Here is a 15,495-nt window from a genome sequence, read left to right on the forward strand (position 1 = left end):
CTATTCCTGATTCATCACCTTCTTCATTTTTTATCAACAAACCGCTCGTGTATACGCCCAAGCACTCCCTGTTTCTGGCCTGTCTGCTGCCCCTGCTGCTGACAAAACCTGCCTCTCTGTCGGCCCAATCGAACAAAGCCGATGCGCCAACGCCCCGTTTTGCCTTTGCTGAACCTACCGTATCGCCCGATGGTCGCGAAATTGCCTTTGTTTCCGGGGGCGACATATGGACCGTGCCGGCCACGGGGGGCGAAGCGCGGCTGCTGGTTGCCCATTCCGATAACGAATCGAGACCGCTGTATTCACCCGACGGCAAGTACCTGGCCTTTGGCTCGACCCGCTCGGGCAATGGCGACGTTTATCTACTGACGCTGGAAACGGGCGAACTCCGCCGACTAACGTTTGATGATGGGGGCGAAACCCTGACCGGCTGGTCACCCGACAGCAAGCTGGTGTATTTCCAGTCGACGAGCCGCGACATTGCCGGTATGAGCGACATCTACCGGGTGGCCATTACGGGCGGCACGCCGATGGCTGTTACTGCGGACCGCTACGCCAGTGAATTTTACGGCGTCCCCTCGCCTGACGGCCAAACCCTGGCGTTTTCGGCGCGGGGCATCGCTGCGGCACAGTGGTGGCGCAAAGGCAGCAGTCACCTCGACCAGACCGAACTCTGGACCTGCAAACTGAGTACGAAAAAAGGCGACAAACCCGACTACGAACGCCTGACGGAAGGGGGCGCGAAAGAGCTATGGCCGCAGTGGAGTGCCGACGGGCAGACGCTGTACTACATGTCGGACCGGAGCGGCAGTCAGAATCTGTGGGCGAAACCGCTCAAAGGGCAGGCTGTCATGCTAACTCAGTTTAAGAATGGTCGGGTGCTGTGGCCCGCTATCAGTCAGAACGGTAAAACCATTGCCTTCGAGCGCGATTTCCAGATCTGGACGTACGACATTGCGACCAAACAGGCGGCTCCGGTGGCCATTCGGCTGCGGGGTGCGGCAGCGGGTCCGTCCGTCGATCACCAGAAACTGACGAGTCAGTTCCGCGACCTGGCGGTGTCGCCCGATGGCAAGAAAGTGGCGTTCACGGCGCACGGCGATGTCTTTGCGACATCGGCGAAGGACGGGGGCGACGCCATCCGGTTGAGTAATACACCGGCGCTCGAATCGCAGCTGGCGTGGCTACCGAACAGCCGCAGCCTGATTTACGTCAGCGCCCGCGACGGCTCGGGCAATCTGTATCAGTACGATTTCGGCACCCGCAACGAAACCCGGCTTACCGACAGTCAGGAGGACGACGGCGCACCGGTACTCTCGCCAGATGGGCAGTCGGTGGCCTTCATTCGGAACGGACAGGAGCTGCGCGTGCTTGACCTGAGCAGTAAGAAAGAGAAGCAGCTGTACAAGGGCTTTCTGGGCCGACCACCGTTTGCCAGTACGGGTACGGTCGTCTGGTCGCCGGATGGAAAGTGGCTGGCGTTTGCGGTGTACGGTGCCAAAACGTTCCGCAACGTGTGGGTTGTACCCAGCAGCGGGGGCGACGCGAAGCCGGTCAGTTTTCTGGCTAATACGTTCGGCGGCAACCTGACCTGGAGCCCCGACGGTAAGTATATTCTGTTCGGTACCAACCAGCGTACCGAGACGGCCCAACTGGCCCGGGTCGAACTGATGCCGAAGCTACCCAAGTTCCGGGAAGATCAGTTCCGCGATCTGTTCAACGAAGAAGTGCCGCGCACGATCCGGCCAACCAGTCCGTCGACACCTGTCGCGCCCAGCCCGTCAACGACGAAGACGCCCAACCGTGACACGCTGACGACTAGCCCCAAAACGAAAGCGAGTCCGAAGGAAGCGACCACCATCGTGTTCGACGGCATCCGGCAGCGAATGAGCCTCGTGCCAATCGGCGTCGAAGTCGACGCGCAGTCGATTAGCAAGGATGGCAAAACACTGCTGCTGACCGCCAGTGTGGGCAACCGGCAGAATCTGTACACCTATTCCCTCGACGAAACCAGCGCCGAACGGCCCGTCGCCAAACAGCTCACCACAACCGCCGGGCAGAAAAGCAACGCGCAGTTTACGGCTGATGGCAAGGAGGTTTTTTACCTTGAGCAGGGACGTATTCAGTCGGTGTCGCTCGACAAACGGGAGCCGAAACCGCTGACTGTCACGGCCGAGCTGGACGTTGACTTTGGTACCGAGAAGCTACAGGTGTTCCAGCAGGCGTGGGACGTACAGAACAAAGGCTTCTACGACCCGGCGTTTCACGGTGTTGACTGGAAGGACGTGAAAAAACAGTACGAACCACTGGTCGCCGGTGCCCGCACGCCCGACGAGCTGCGTCGCCTGCTGAGCCTGATGGTTGGCGAACTAAACGCGTCGCACTCGGGCGTATCGGCCCCGCAGGGGTCCATCGACATCACCACCGGGCGGCTGGGGCTGCGTTTCGACCGGATCACGTACGAAAATTCGGGTAAGCTGCTCATCACGGAAGTTGTCGACCAGGGGCCTACCGACCTGACCGGCAACATCAAGCCCGGCGATTACCTGGTTTCGATCGACGGTGTATCGATTGATAAAAACACGAACCTCGATCAGTTGCTGAACAACAAAATCAACCGGCAGACCCGGCTGGGCATTGCGTCTACGCCGACTGGAACGGTGCGCGACGTCAACGTTCAGCCGGTCAATCAGGCGACGGAGAAGGGCCTGCTCTACAAGCAATGGGTGCAGCAGCAGCGCGATTTTGTCGACAAAGCCAGCAAAGGACGACTGGGCTACGTACACATGTACGACATGTCGTCGGAATCGCTCAACCAGCTATTCCTCGACCTCGACGCGGAAAACCACAACCGGGAGGGTGTTGTGGTCGACGTACGGAACAACAATGGCGGTTTTGTCAATGCCTACGCCATCGACGTCTTCACCCGAAAGGGCTACCTGACCATGACGGGTCGGGGTATGCCGTCGGCTCCGGCGCGTACCCAGTTGGGACAACGGGCGCTTGAACGGCCGACGATTCTGGTCACCAACCAGCACTCACTTTCCGACGCCGAAGACTTCACGGAGGGCTATCGGACGCTGAAACTGGGCAAGGTAGTCGGTGAACCCACGGCGGGCTGGATTATCTTCACCTCGGCCGCCCAGCTGATCGATGGCTCGTCGATCCGGCTTCCCTTTTCCCGCATCACCGACAACCGGGGGCAGAATATGGAATTGAACCCGCGCCCGGTCGATGTGCGCGTATCACGGCCCATCGGCGAAAGCTACACCGACCAGAATATTCAGCTAAAAACGGCCGTCACCGAACTGCTGAAACAACTGGACGAAGCCCCTGCCGATAAGTCGGTTGGCGGGAAATAGAACTGATTACCAGACCTAAAAGGTTTTAAAAACCTTTTAGGTCTCCCGTTCGCCGTAGCAATAGCAAAGTCCGTCTGGCGCTACGACAAAGAATACGTTCCAGCTAGTGGTGCCATGCTGCTGACGCTGAAATTCCGGGCGTTCGGTCCATCCGTTAGCAATCAGTTCGGCGAGGGCGTTCGCGACATTATCAACTTCGAAAACACAGCCGTCCTGCGCGGGGTCGCCACCGTTCTCAGCTAACCCGATCTGCACTGCGTCTCGAACGAGACAGGCCGACTTGTGGGGCGTTTCGCTCTGTGATACAAGCCGAAACCCCATTATTTCCACGTAAAACGGTAGGGCTGCGTCCAGGTCGTTGACGGGTAAATCCATTACGCTCTGTTGATAGGGCCAGGCCTGCCTGATCGTTGCGTTGTGTGTGTCCATCGATTGCTGATTTGTCGGTTTTGATTCACTGGTCATCGATACAATCTTACAACTAGCTCAACGTAACCTTTTTACGTGGTACACACAGCTGAACAGTAAGCAGGCTAATTTTCGTAAACGAACTTACTACGTAAAACGAAAGCGGGCCGATTAGTCACTCAGACTAATCGGCCCGCTTTCGTTTCTTTGCCCTTTTCCGGTTCCTGACACGCTATACCGTTAAGGTCGTTCCGGCTCCGTGCGCGACGGCTGTTGCGAGTTCGTCGGCGTGGCAGATCACAACGCGGGACACGCCACTTCGCAACGCCTGAAACGCATTGTCAAGCTTGGGAATCATGCCTTTGTTGATAGTACCAGCCGCTTTATGCTCGTCATACACAGCCGGTGTCAGATCAGGCATGACGCTATTATCATCATCGGGGTTGCTCAGCACGCCCTTTTTCTCGAAGCAGTAGACAAGCGTCACTTCGTTGTGGCGCACCATATCGACGGCAATCGCCGACGCCATCGTATCCGCATTGGTATTGAGCAGATCGCCGGTTTCGCAGTAGGTCAGCGGAGCAAAAACGGGAGTCAGTTCCTCGCGCAGAAACGCCTGAATCCGGCCCGAATCGACTTCGTCGATATCACCAACCATCCCATAATCGACATCCTTGACCGGTCGTTTGTGAGCAAGTACGGTACCGGCATCGGCCCCTGTCAGGCCAATGGCGTTGACGTCGAGCGTTTGCAGTTTGGCGACGATCTGCTTGTTGACCAGTCCGCCATACACCATCGTCACGACGTTGAGCATCGACTGGTCGGTAATCCGCCGGCCGTTGACCATCGTGGTCTGAATACCCAGCTTTTCGGCCACCTGCGTCGCGATTTTACCACCGCCATGAATCAGGATTTTAGCCCCCGTCAGTCCGGCGAAAGCGGTCAGAAAACGAGTCAGCGCGGCCGGATCGTCAATCACGTTCCCGCCAATCTTTACTACGGTGAGTTGTTCCATATTCGGTTTACGGTTTACGGTTTACAGTTTGCGGTCTACTGCATAGATAACGGTGCACATGACAATCCCACACAAAAGACACCATACCGCCGAACCGCCGAAAACCGAATACTGTAAACCGAAAACGCTTTTACATTCCTTTCAATATTTCCTTCAACACCGCCTGGGCGGACCATTCGCGGTTGGCGGCCTGTTCGATCACCAGCGACTGTGGGCTGTCGAGCACGGCATCGCTTACTTTCAGGTTGCGCCGAACGGGCAGGCAATGCATAAACTTACCGTTGTTGGTGCGCTGCATATCGTCCATCGTAACGGCCCAGGACGGGTCCATTGTCAGCACTTTACCGTACTGCTCGTACGACGACCAGTTTTTACCGTAGATAAAGTCAGCGCCGGCAAAGGCTTCCTCGCGGTTGTGGATGATCCGGGCGTTGCCGACAAATTCGGGTGCCAGGTCGTAGCCTTCGGGATTGGTGATGACGAAATCGACTTTGCCAGCATTGGCACGGGCGTTCATCCATTCCGCAAACGAGTTACCAACGGCCTGTGGCAGCGGCTTGAAATGTGGCAACCAGGTTAGCACCACCTTCGGCCGGGCGGTCAGCTTGGCTTCTTCGATCGTGATGCAGTCGGCCAGTGACTGAAGCGGATGGCGCGTTGCCGACTCAAGGTTCACGATGGGCACGCCCGCGTACTTGGCGAACTGATGCATCACCTGCTCCTGGTAATCGCTGACGCGGTCCTGTAGCCCGGCAAACGCCCGGATGCCGATGATGTCGCAGTAGCGTCCGATAACGGCGGCTGCTTCACGGACGTGTTCTGCTTTGTCGCCGTTCATCAGCACGCCTTCCTCCATCTCCAGCCCCCAGCTGTCCTGACCGACGTTCATCACCATCGTTTGCATACCCAGGTTCTGGGCTGCTTTCTGGGTGCTGAGCCGCGTGCGCAGACTGGAGTTGAAAAAGAGCAGGCCAATCGTTTTGTTCTTACCGAGGTGCTGATCGGCAAATGGGTTGGCCTTGGCGTCGCGCCCCGACTGTATCAGTGCATCGAGGTCGTTGACGTCGGCGAGGGAAAGAAAGTTGGTCATCGTTTATTTAAACACGGAGTAAAACGAGGGCTACACGGAGGTACAGCGAGTTAATAGCCGTTTGCAACCCGTTTTATTCCATTTTTTAGCAACACTACATTAAAGTTGATGAGTAGTCCAAGACGACAGTTTGCCAACCGCAGGTAAGTCATAAGTTGGGCAAAATGAACATCTGTGAGCAATTCAACGGCTTTGAGTTCAATAATGATTCGTTTTTCAACCCAGATATCGACCCGGTAACCAGAATCCATCCGTAGCCCATCATAAACGACAGGCATGATTGGTTGCCTTTCTACCGATAGGCCAGCTTTGCACAGTTCGTGAACCAGACATTCTTCGTAAACCGACTCCAGCAAACCTGGCCCCAACTGCCGATGAACCCGTATGGCGCAGCCAATTATCAGCTCCGTCAACTCATTATCATTCATCTCTGTTTTCTCCGTGAATCCTCCGTCCCTCTGTGTTTAAACCAACTGAGTGACCTCCTTCTGTAACGCTTCCAGAAACTGATCCGCTTCATCGATGCCGAGGGCCAGCGAAGGCAGCAGCCGGATTGTGCTTTTGCCGGCGACACCCGTAAACTGATGGTGTTTAAACAACAGCGTTTTCCGCAACTCATCGACCGGAAAGTCGTACTCGATACCGATCATCAGACCACGGCCACGCAGGTCTTTGTAACCGCCGATCTGCCGGATTCCGTCCATCAGGTAATTTCCAATGCGGGTAGCGTTGTCCATCAGCGCTTCGTCTTTCATGATGTCGAGCACGGCGATGGCGGCCGTACAGGCCAGATGGTTGCCGCCGAAGGTCGTACCGAGCAGGCCATAGCTCGCTTTGAATTTGGGCGAGATCAGGATACCACCGATCGGGAAGCCGTTGCCCATGCCCTTCGCCATCGAGATGATATCGGCCTCGATACCGCTGAACTGATGCGAGAAAAACTTACCCGAACGCCCGTAGCCGCACTGTACCCCGTCGAGAATCAGGATGGCCCCGGTTTCGTCGCAACGCTGCCGCAGGGCTTGCAGAAATTCATCCGTCGCAACCTGAATGCCCCCAACACCCTGGATACCCTCTACAATGACGGCACAGGTCTCGTCCGTAATAGCCGCGCGAGCAGCGACGGCGTCGTTGAACGGCGCAAACTGAACGTGCTCATTGTAATTGATTGGAGCCACGATAGCCGCGTTATCGGTAGCCGCTACCGCACCGGCCGTCCGACCGTGAAACGACTTGGTAAAGGCAACTACTTTTTTCCGGCCGTTGTGAAACGACGCGAGTTTGAGTGCATTCTCGTTGGCCTCAGCACCCGAGTTGCACAGAAATAGCGCGTAGTCATCAAGGCCGGCTAGTGCCGTTAGTTTATCGGCCAGTTCCTGCTGCTGCGGAATCCGAACCGAGTTGGAGTAGAACGAAATCTTGTGAAGCTGATCGGTCAATGCCTGCACGTACCGGGGGTGCGTATGACCAACCGAAATCACGGCATGTCCGCCGTACAGATCGAGATAACGGGTGCCGTTGACATCCCACAAATAGCTGCCCTCGGCCCGAACCGGTTCGATGTCGTAGAGCGGGTAAACGTTAAATAACTCGGCCATGCCAATCGTCGATTAGGGCTACCGACTGCCGCACCGACAGCCGCTAGCGTTAAGGAGTGCAAGTTTACCGAAAAAAGCGAAGCCGGCCCCTTCGTTGGAAAGGCCCGGCTTCGCTTTTTCAGATGATTGATTGGTCGAGTGATTGAATGATAGAATGGGCTGACGCATCACATTCAATCACTCAATCATTCTGTCATTCAACCCTATTCCAGTACGCCCAGCAGGATCAGCACGACGCCGACAACCAGCAGGATCAGACCGATGATGCTGATAACGCCACCGAACAGCGACAGGATCAGACCGATAGCACCGATGATGATACCATTACGCAGGTTGCGGTTCAGGGCGTTAGCCTCTTCGGGAGCAACGTGGTTTTTGATTTTCTTGTCCAGCTTCTTCATCACCATTTTCTCCATCAGCGACATTTTCTTGGTCGAAGCAGCCGTGGTGTTCAGGGCGGTGTTGGTTTCAGCCGAAGCCAGCATTTGTTTAGCGTGTGCGATACGCTTGGTCAGCGCCTTGTTCGAGGCCAGTTTGTTGTCGTTGCGTACGTACGCGTCAACCTGGTTCATCACTTCTTTGGCCTGCGCCACTTTTTCGGCTTTTTCTACAGCTACTGGTGCAGCGACGGGAGCAACTTCAGCAGCAGGCGCAACAGTAGCTTCGCTAGCGACTACAGGCGTAGCAACCGTTTCCGTCTTGGCAGCAAAACGCTCGGGTTGTGTACGTTGAAAATAAGCAACAGGACGGCTGCACGACGAAAGGATGGCAGCACCCATCAGGGCTACTGCGAGGTTGCGAGTAATCATGCTCATTGAGTGTAATTTTTAGGTAAAACGTTAATTAAACACTCTCAACAACTACGAGCCTAGACGTTTGTTGGCGCTTCGCCAAAAAAATCGTGACAAATCGATTCTGTGAAGCGCGTAAAAAAGAAGTTGCCGGACCAGCGAAACAAGGTTTCACCGACCCGGCAATTCAGTAATTCGTTGACGCAATACAGACTTGTCGTTCTACAGCAGACCGAGGAGTAGCACAACAGCACCGGCTAACAAAGCAATGATACCGATGGTCGCACCGGCACCCGTCGTTAACAGAATCAGTAGCAAACCGACGATTACCAGCACGGCACCCAACGCCAGTGTACCCGTGCTGATCATCGCTTTCTCCGGGTTGGCGGGGGCCAGCTGCTTACTGATTTTCCGGTCCATTTTCTTGAGCATCATGCGCTGAACCAGGTTCATTTTCTTGGGCGCAGCTGTAGCTGCCGGCGCTGCGCTGGCCGTACTCATACTGGTCAGCATGGTACGCACCTTGCTCATGCGCTTTTCGACCCGCTTGTTTTCAGCCAGTGACGGATTAGCACTCACCAGCGCGTCCATCTGCGCCAGAGCCGCCTTTGCCTGTACGGCCTGGGTGGCGGGCGTAGTTACATCAGCGGGAGTCGCCGGGGTTGTCTCAGCGGTGACGACAGCTTGTTCAGTCGCAGCGGGAGTTACTGGGGCGGGCGTCGCATACGAGACGGCCACCGTACGCTGGAAGAGCGCTTGTTGCCGGTTGCAGGACGAAAGAACGGTAGCGAGGGAGAGTGCCGCTAACACAGGTAGGGAGAACGCTTTCATCGGCTTGGTTGATTACGTTAAAGAATAGGAAAACAACGGGTAAACCCCCTACCTGTTCATTTGTTGACTAACGTCTCTGTATTTGTTCGATAAGGCACAAAAAAAGCCGTGCTCCCGTCGAGCGGGAACACGGCACGAATACAATTTTCAGTGCAATCAGGCGGCTGACCGGAGCTGATAAATACTGCTTTTGCCGAATTTCTCGCGGGCGTATTCCAGACTGATTGTCAGCTTGTGTACGTCATTGCGGGACGGCAATTCAAACATGGCGTCGGTAATGATCGATTCGCAGATTGCCCGCAGGCCACGCGCCCCCAGTTCATAGGTCATGGCCTGATCGACAATAAAATCAAGCGCGCCGGGTGTCCAGAACAGGTCGATTCCTTCCATGTGAAACAGCTTGTTGTACTGCTTCGTAATGGCGTTTTTGGGCTCGGTCAGAATCTGAAGCAGCGCCTTGTGATCGAGGGGTTCGAGGTGGGTCAGGATGGGAAGCCGACCAAGCAGTTCCGGAATCAGTCCGAACGACTTAAGGTCGAGCGTCGAAATGTACCGCATCAGGTGCCCACGCTCAAGGCTGTCGTTGAGCCGACGATCGCCGGAGAAGCCGATGGGTCTCGTGTTGATCCGCTTGGCAATGTGCCGGTCGATACCGTCGAAAGCCCCGCCACAGATAAACAGAATATTTTCGGTGTTGAGCGCAATCAGCCGTTGGTCGGGATGTTTGCGTCCGCCCTGTGGTGGTACGTTGACGACCGACCCTTCCAGCAACTTCAGCAGGGCCTGCTGTACCCCTTCCCCACTCACGTCGCGGGTGATGCTTGGGTTGTCGGACTTACGGGCGATTTTATCGATCTCATCGATGTATACGATACCCCGTTCCGCCGTTTCGACATTATAATCAGCCGCCTGCAACAGCCGCGTCAGAATCGTTTCCACGTCTTCGCCCACGTAGCCCGCTTCGGTAATCACGGTCGCGTCGGCAATACAGAACGGTACTTCGAGAATTTTGGCGATCGAGCGGGCGAGGTAGGTCTTTCCCGTACCGGTTTCGCCCACCATCAGTATATTCGATTTTTCAATCGTTACGTCGTCGTTGCTTTTGGGCTGCATCAGCCGCTTGTAATGATTATACACCGCAACGGAGATCGCTTTTTTGGCGTCGTCCTGTCCGATAACATACTGATCGAGGTGGCGCTTCATCTCGACCGGCTTAATCAGCTTGATATTGACTTCGGTAGGTTCACTACGTTTCGGACGCGTTTCGTCCAGCACCACCTGATGCCCCTGCTCGATGCAGTGGTTGCAGATGTGCGCATCGATGCCCGACAGGAGCATCATAACTTCGTTCTTGCGCCGACCGCAGAAAGAACAACTTATCTGTGACATGAACCGATCTAAAAATGGGCACTAAAAAAACGACCCCGGTAAACCGGGATCGTCGGCTATCAGCAAATTTATCAAGAGCGCGGCATAAAGGCAACAGCTACATCCTGTAGTCGCCCGACAAATGTCTGGCGACAGGTTAGCCCGAAATCAGCGCCTGTGTTTTAGCGTACAACGCTTTTCCGGCGTCGGCACCGCCCATGCTTTTCCAGCTTCCTGTTCTGCGTTATGCTTAGAACGGCTCGTACGCAAATGTCTGATACCGTCCATCGCTGCACTCCCAGCGCGACAAAGTTCCATTGTCAGCGTAGGTCAGTTTGTACGTAAGCACATTGGCAGGCGAGGTTCCTGCCGTGATCGTTTGCTTCGTGACGTTATGCCAACTGTAGCGTTGCTGCGGCAGAAGTTCCGGTACAGCCAGGCCATAATACGGATTGGCTTTGTCATCGTACTCAAACACAGTCCGGGTAGTCGACACCAGCCTGCCCTGTGTAGTCATTGTCATATCGATAGCCGTTACGTCATCACCGGTATAACTGATCAGATACCGGGTTTTCAGCGGGCCGATTGTTGGACTCTCGTCGTAATGCACATACGTTTCCTCGCTGACTCGTCCCGCTGCATCGTGTTCGTACTGACGCTCTTCGAACAAACGTTCTGGCTGTGACCCGGCATTGACAAACAGACGGTAAGCGGCTGGTCGCCCGCTCCGGTTCGTGAACAGGCCGTAGTGCGACCGAACCCGGCTCGTTTCATTCCCGGCAGCATCCCGGTACACGATCGTTCCTTCCGTACCGGTCAGTTGGCGGCCCCCATCGTAGCTGTACTGCATTGTGGGTGCCTGTTGTTTCCAGATACCATCCGCATCCGGAGCCGAACGACTCGTCGCTAACCAGCCCGCCGGGGAATAGCTATAGTCTACCGTTGTCGGGATTGGATGGTTCGTCTGCGTCCTGATAAGTCGGTACGAAACGGCGGGCGTAGCTGACGGGCTAGCGACTGGCGCGACGCTGTCGCCAGCGGGCTGACAGGCCGATAGACAACCCGTCATCAGCAAAACAAAAGCGGTAGAAAGTGACGTGTGCATGCGATGTGTGGTAGATGTGTAAAAACTAGTCAGCTGACTACAAGTTCGTTTCCCAAAATGCGAAGAAAAAGAGAATCCCGGACAACTGGCTTCGTAAACCAATCGTCCGGGATTCTTTCGCAGCCTTTATTGCTTATTCGGCGCTTATTTTTCGCGCGTCAGCACTTCGTCAATCAGGCCGTATTCTTTGGCTTCGCTGGCGCGCATCCATTTGTCGCGGTCGGAATCGCGCTCGATTTCCTCGACGGTTTTACCCGAGTGATGCGCCAGAATCTGGTACAGTTCTTCGCGCAGTTTCACGATTTCGCGGGCCGTAATCTCGATGTCGACCGACTGACCCTGCGCGCCACCCGACGGCTGGTGAATCATGACGCGGGCGTGGGGCAGCGCCGAACGCTTACCAGCCGCACCACCGGCCAGCAGTACCGCGCCCATCGACGCAGCCAGGCTGGTGCAGACGGTAGCCACGTCAGGCCGTACGTACTGCATCGTATCGTAGATGCCCAGACCCGCGTATACCGAACCACCGGGGCTGTTGAGGTACATCAGAATGTCTTTCTTCGGATCGGCCGATTCCAGAAACAGCAACTGGGCAACGATGATGTTGGCAATGTTATCGTCGACGGGCAGGCCCATGAAAATAATCCGGTCGGCCATCAGGCGCGAGAACACGTCGACTTCACGGAAGTTCATCGGACGCTCTTCGATGACCGAACGGGTCATGTTTTCAACGGTATGGTTGACATAACCGTCCACCGTCAGCCCGTTCAGGCCCATGTGGTGCACGGCATACTTGCGGAATTCTTTTTCGTAATTCATAAACGGGGATTTACTTCCTAAATTAAAAACGAATAAGGGGGTCGGTAAGTTTCGCCGATATGGGCCGGCCAGCTGACTGACACCCGCCAAACCGATCGGCGCACCGAACGACACAAAAATGCGTTATCATGCGAAAAAACAAGGTCGGTTTGGGTTTACAAATTATCGACTGTACTTGAGATGAAGACATCCGTCGCTGAAAAAATTCGCCTGCAACGCCTACAACGCGGTCTGTCACAGGAAAACATGGCCGATTTGCTGGGTTTGTCGACCACGGCTTATGGCGACATCGAACGCGGCAAAACCGACCTCGCCCTATCGCGGCTAACGCAGATCGCCGATGCGCTGGGCTTGTCGCCGGTATCGCTGCTTACCGATGAGCCGCCCCTCACCCCCACCGTCGTGACCGATACGCACGAACTGGATACGCTCCGGCTGACGGTCGAGAAGCAGCAAATCGAACTGGAAAAGCTGCGGCTGGAGACCGACTACTGGAAGCGTCGGTACGACGAGCGGATTGCCCTCGAACTGGCTCGTTCGCTGGGCGTTCAGCAAACCCGCGAACGCATTGGGTTCTAGGTTTACCGCAATCGTTACGCTATCGACGCAATCCCACCGTCTCTCGACCAACTCACTGTAAACCAGTCACCGTAAACCGAAATGCCCCATCGTATAGGTAAGCCCGTTCTGGGGCTTGTATTTTTTAGCATGGCCCTTCTTTTTGTCAGCGATTACGCCGTCGCGTGGCCCAGCAAACGCATCAGTGACATTACCTATGTCAACCCCAGCACGCCCGGTTTCGACACCGAGCGCCACCAACTCGACGTATACCAGCCAAGCCGAAAGTCGACCGAAAAGCGACCGGTTGTGGTGTTTATCCACGGCGGTAGCTGGAACAGCGGCAGCAAGAATATCTACTGGTTCGTTGGCCGCCGACTTGCCAAGCAGGGCGTCGTAGCCGTCATTATCAACTATCGACTGGCCCCTAACGTAGAGGTTCCGGCCATGGCCGACGACGCAGCCCGAGCCGTTCAGTGGACGCAGCAGCATATCGCCGACTACGGTGGTGATCCTGATCGCATCTTCGTCATGGGGCATTCGGCCGGGGCCGGACTTGCCGCCCTGCTGGCTACCGACAACACGTATTTCTCCCGACTGGGGGTAGCCGCGAATCCGATCAAAGGGGCCATTCTGGACGACCCCGCCGGGCTGGATATGTACGATTATCTGAAGAAGATGGCTTACCCCAACGACGAGCAGTACCTCATCCCGTTCGGCAAAAATCCCGACGTATGGCGGGCCGTTTCGCCCATGTACCACGTGTCGAAAGCCAGTCCACCCATGCTGCTTTTCGTCGGTGGCAGGACGTATCCCAGCATTGCCAGCAGCAGTGAGCAGTTTCGGCAGAAGTTGGTTGAGCTGGGCGTTCAACACGAGTTCACGCTCATTCCCGGCAAAAAGCACATTCCGATGGTATTGCAGTTGTTCTGGAAACACAATGTCATCTACCAGAAGCTACTGAAGCTGGTCGGGACTACTAGGTGAGTAACGGCGGGTGGAATCACGCTTTCTGACAGAAATTACCTAAACCTGCCCGTTTGTGACCCACCTGTTTACCCGCCTTGCCCTAACGACCACCGGCCTCCTGACCATTTGCGTGCCCCTGCTGGCGCAGACACCGACTCCCAAAGCCAACGATTCGACAACACCGTTACACCTGCTCCAGCCCGACTATCCGGTACCCTACGGCGCGCCCCGTATCGACAGTGTAACGGCCGTGCTGAACCGGGTCTACCTATACCTCGATGGCGCGACCCCGGCACTGCTGATCGACAAGGAGTCGGGGCACCGAATCGACCCCATCGGTACAGTCAACCCCAACGCCATTATCAAGCCCGGCGACTTTCGGCTGACAAGCTACGAATGGGGTGTGACCTATGCGGGCATGCTGCTCGCGAGCGAAGCCACCGGCGACCCGCGATTCGCCGACTATACCCGCAAACGGCTGGCGTTTCTCACGAGCTTACGTCCCTATTTTCAGGCACAGGTTACCAGCGATCCGAAGGCCAACACACCCCTGCGGCAAATGCTAGCTCCGCACGCCCTCGACGATGCCGGTGCGATGTGTGCGGCCATGATTAAGACGGCTCTGTTGAAAGAACAGGCCGGAGCGAACTCACTGAAGACGGCGCTCCGCCCGCAGATCGATGCGTACGTGCGGTACATCATGACCAAAGAATATCGGCTGGCCGATGGTACGCTGGCCCGCAATCGCCCGCAACCCAACACGCTTTGGCTCGACGACTTGTTCATGAGCGTACCGGCACTCGCACAGATGGGGAAACTGACCGGCGATAAACTGTACTACGACGAAGCCGTCAAGCAGGTGTTGCAGTTCTCGAAGCGCATGTTCAACCGCGACAAGGGACTGTTTATGCATGGCTGGGTCGAGGGCATGGGCGTTCACCCGGAGTTTCACTGGGCGCGGGCCAACGGCTGGGCGATTCTGACGCTGGTTGAATTACTCGACGTTCTGCCTGCCAACCATACTGGTCGCCCGGCGGTGCTTGACCTGCTGAAAGCACACGCCAAAGGCTTAGCTGCCCGGCAGTCGGGCTCCGGGTTCTGGCACCAACTCCTCGACCGCCCCGACTCGTACCTGGAAACCTCCGCGACGGCCATCTACGCTTATTCAATCGCGCGGGCCATCAACCGGGGCTGGCTCGATCCGCTGGCCTACGCGCCCATGACACTGCTGGCCTGGAATGCCGTCACCACAAAGGTGACGCCCGGCGGACAGGTAGAGGGTACCTGCGTCGGTACGGGGATGGGCTTCGATCCGGCCTTTTATTATCACCGGCCGATTAATGTCTTTGCTGCCCACGGCTACGGACCGGTCTTACTGGCGGGGGCCGAAGTCATCAACTTGCTCAAAAATAAATCATTCGCCATCAACGACAGCTCGCTGCAACTGGTGAAGTAGGTTTACGGTATTCGGTTTTCAGTTTTCGGTTTACTGCCCGGTACACTCGTTGACCAGAATCAGACATCGTAAGCCGAAAATCGGGAACTGCCTGTCGAACTCGGCATACCGAAAACCGTAAACCG

General features: G+C 56.0%; 14 protein-coding genes. 4 read left to right on the plus strand and 10 right to left on the minus strand.

From position 1 onward, the window contains the following. The first annotated feature begins 47 nt into the window (after positions 1-47). Positions 48-3,362 (plus strand): S41 family peptidase, encoded by a 3,315-nt coding sequence (locus tag CLV58_RS23055; protein ID WP_245882430.1) that lies wholly within the window; start codon positions 48-50, stop codon positions 3,360-3,362. 36 nt (positions 3,363-3,398) lie between these two features. Here CLV58_RS23055 and CLV58_RS23060 read toward each other — a convergent pair whose 3' ends face one another. From CLV58_RS23060 to CLV58_RS23105, 10 genes are all read right to left on the minus strand, one after another. Then, a complete protein-coding gene (locus tag CLV58_RS23060; RefSeq protein WP_106140199.1) occupies positions 3,399-3,791 on the minus strand; it encodes a VOC family protein in 393 nt (130 codons plus the stop codon). Between the two features lie 211 nt (positions 3,792-4,002). After that, positions 4,003-4,785, minus strand: coding sequence for an acetylglutamate kinase (gene argB, locus CLV58_RS23065; protein WP_106140200.1), 783 nt, complete (start codon positions 4,783-4,785; stop codon positions 4,003-4,005). Between the two features lie 130 nt (positions 4,786-4,915). Further along, on the minus strand, positions 4,916-5,875 hold the full coding sequence (locus CLV58_RS23070; protein WP_106140201.1) for an N-acetylornithine carbamoyltransferase: 960 nt from the start codon (positions 5,873-5,875) through the stop codon (positions 4,916-4,918). Positions 5,876-5,925: 50 nt separating this feature from the next. Next, positions 5,926-6,303: a GxxExxY protein gene (locus CLV58_RS23075; RefSeq protein ID WP_106140202.1), complete on the minus strand. Its 378-nt coding sequence runs from the start codon at positions 6,301-6,303 to the stop codon at positions 5,926-5,928. A gap of 36 nt (positions 6,304-6,339) precedes the next feature. After that, positions 6,340-7,473, minus strand: coding sequence for an aspartate aminotransferase family protein (locus tag CLV58_RS23080; protein ID WP_106140203.1), 1,134 nt, complete (start codon positions 7,471-7,473; stop codon positions 6,340-6,342). A gap of 203 nt (positions 7,474-7,676) precedes the next feature. Then, positions 7,677-8,288 (minus strand): hypothetical protein, encoded by a 612-nt coding sequence (locus CLV58_RS23085; protein ID WP_106140204.1) that lies wholly within the window; start codon positions 8,286-8,288, stop codon positions 7,677-7,679. A gap of 198 nt (positions 8,289-8,486) precedes the next feature. Beyond that, positions 8,487-9,095, minus strand: coding sequence for a hypothetical protein (locus CLV58_RS23090; RefSeq protein ID WP_106140205.1), 609 nt, complete (start codon positions 9,093-9,095; stop codon positions 8,487-8,489). A gap of 156 nt (positions 9,096-9,251) precedes the next feature. Further along, complete coding sequence (clpX, locus tag CLV58_RS23095; protein WP_106140206.1) at positions 9,252-10,484, minus strand: ATP-dependent Clp protease ATP-binding subunit ClpX; 1,233 nt, start codon at positions 10,482-10,484, stop codon at positions 9,252-9,254. A 229-nt stretch (positions 10,485-10,713) separates the two neighbouring features. After that, a complete protein-coding gene (locus CLV58_RS23100) occupies positions 10,714-11,568 on the minus strand; it encodes a hypothetical protein (protein WP_146141517.1) in 855 nt (284 codons plus the stop codon). 144 nt (positions 11,569-11,712) lie between these two features. Beyond that, complete coding sequence (locus CLV58_RS23105; protein ID WP_106140228.1) at positions 11,713-12,387, minus strand: ClpP family protease; 675 nt, start codon at positions 12,385-12,387, stop codon at positions 11,713-11,715. A 180-nt stretch (positions 12,388-12,567) separates the two neighbouring features. Here CLV58_RS23105 and CLV58_RS23110 point away from each other — a divergent pair, with 180 nt between their 5' ends. The 3 genes from CLV58_RS23110 (at position 12,568) to CLV58_RS23120 (ending at position 15,370) form a co-directional block, all read left to right on the plus strand. After that, the gene (locus CLV58_RS23110) at positions 12,568-12,966 is read left to right on the plus strand and encodes a helix-turn-helix domain-containing protein (protein WP_106140208.1); all 399 of its coding nucleotides are present in this window, start codon (positions 12,568-12,570) and stop codon (positions 12,964-12,966) included. A gap of 81 nt (positions 12,967-13,047) precedes the next feature. After that, entirely contained in the window at positions 13,048-13,932 is an 885-nt protein-coding gene (locus tag CLV58_RS23115) for an alpha/beta hydrolase (RefSeq protein WP_106140209.1), read from the plus strand. Positions 13,933-13,996: 64 nt separating this feature from the next. Next, entirely contained in the window at positions 13,997-15,370 is a 1,374-nt protein-coding gene (locus CLV58_RS23120) for a glycoside hydrolase family 88/105 protein (RefSeq protein WP_106140229.1), read from the plus strand. Positions 15,371-15,495 lie beyond the last annotated feature (125 nt).

The organism is Spirosoma oryzae (assembly GCF_003002825.1).
Taxonomy (GTDB): Bacteria; Bacteroidota; Bacteroidia; order Cytophagales; family Spirosomataceae; genus Spirosoma; species Spirosoma oryzae.

Excerpts from the sequence above, each read along its gene's own strand:
- CLV58_RS23060 (WP_106140199.1), bottom strand. The coding sequence starts at position 3,791 with ATGGACACACACAACGCAACGATCAGGCAGGCCTGGCCCTATCAACAG.
- argB (WP_106140200.1), bottom strand. The coding sequence starts at position 4,785 with ATGGAACAACTCACCGTAGTAAAGATTGGCGGGAACGTGATTGACGAT.
- CLV58_RS23070 (WP_106140201.1), bottom strand. The coding sequence starts at position 5,875 with ATGACCAACTTTCTTTCCCTCGCCGACGTCAACGACCTCGATGCACTG.
- CLV58_RS23075 (WP_106140202.1), bottom strand. The coding sequence starts at position 6,303 with ATGAATGATAATGAGTTGACGGAGCTGATAATTGGCTGCGCCATACGG.
- CLV58_RS23080 (WP_106140203.1), bottom strand. The coding sequence starts at position 7,473 with ATGGCCGAGTTATTTAACGTTTACCCGCTCTACGACATCGAACCGGTT.
- CLV58_RS23085 (WP_106140204.1), bottom strand. The coding sequence starts at position 8,288 with ATGAGCATGATTACTCGCAACCTCGCAGTAGCCCTGATGGGTGCTGCC.
- CLV58_RS23090 (WP_106140205.1), bottom strand. The coding sequence starts at position 9,095 with ATGAAAGCGTTCTCCCTACCTGTGTTAGCGGCACTCTCCCTCGCTACC.
- clpX (WP_106140206.1), bottom strand. The coding sequence starts at position 10,484 with ATGTCACAGATAAGTTGTTCTTTCTGCGGTCGGCGCAAGAACGAAGTT.
- CLV58_RS23100 (WP_146141517.1), bottom strand. The coding sequence starts at position 11,568 with ATGCACACGTCACTTTCTACCGCTTTTGTTTTGCTGATGACGGGTTGT.
- CLV58_RS23105 (WP_106140228.1), bottom strand. The coding sequence starts at position 12,387 with ATGAATTACGAAAAAGAATTCCGCAAGTATGCCGTGCACCACATGGGC.
- CLV58_RS23110 (WP_106140208.1), top strand. The coding sequence starts at position 12,568 with ATGAAGACATCCGTCGCTGAAAAAATTCGCCTGCAACGCCTACAACGC.
- CLV58_RS23115 (WP_106140209.1), top strand. The coding sequence starts at position 13,048 with ATGCCCCATCGTATAGGTAAGCCCGTTCTGGGGCTTGTATTTTTTAGC.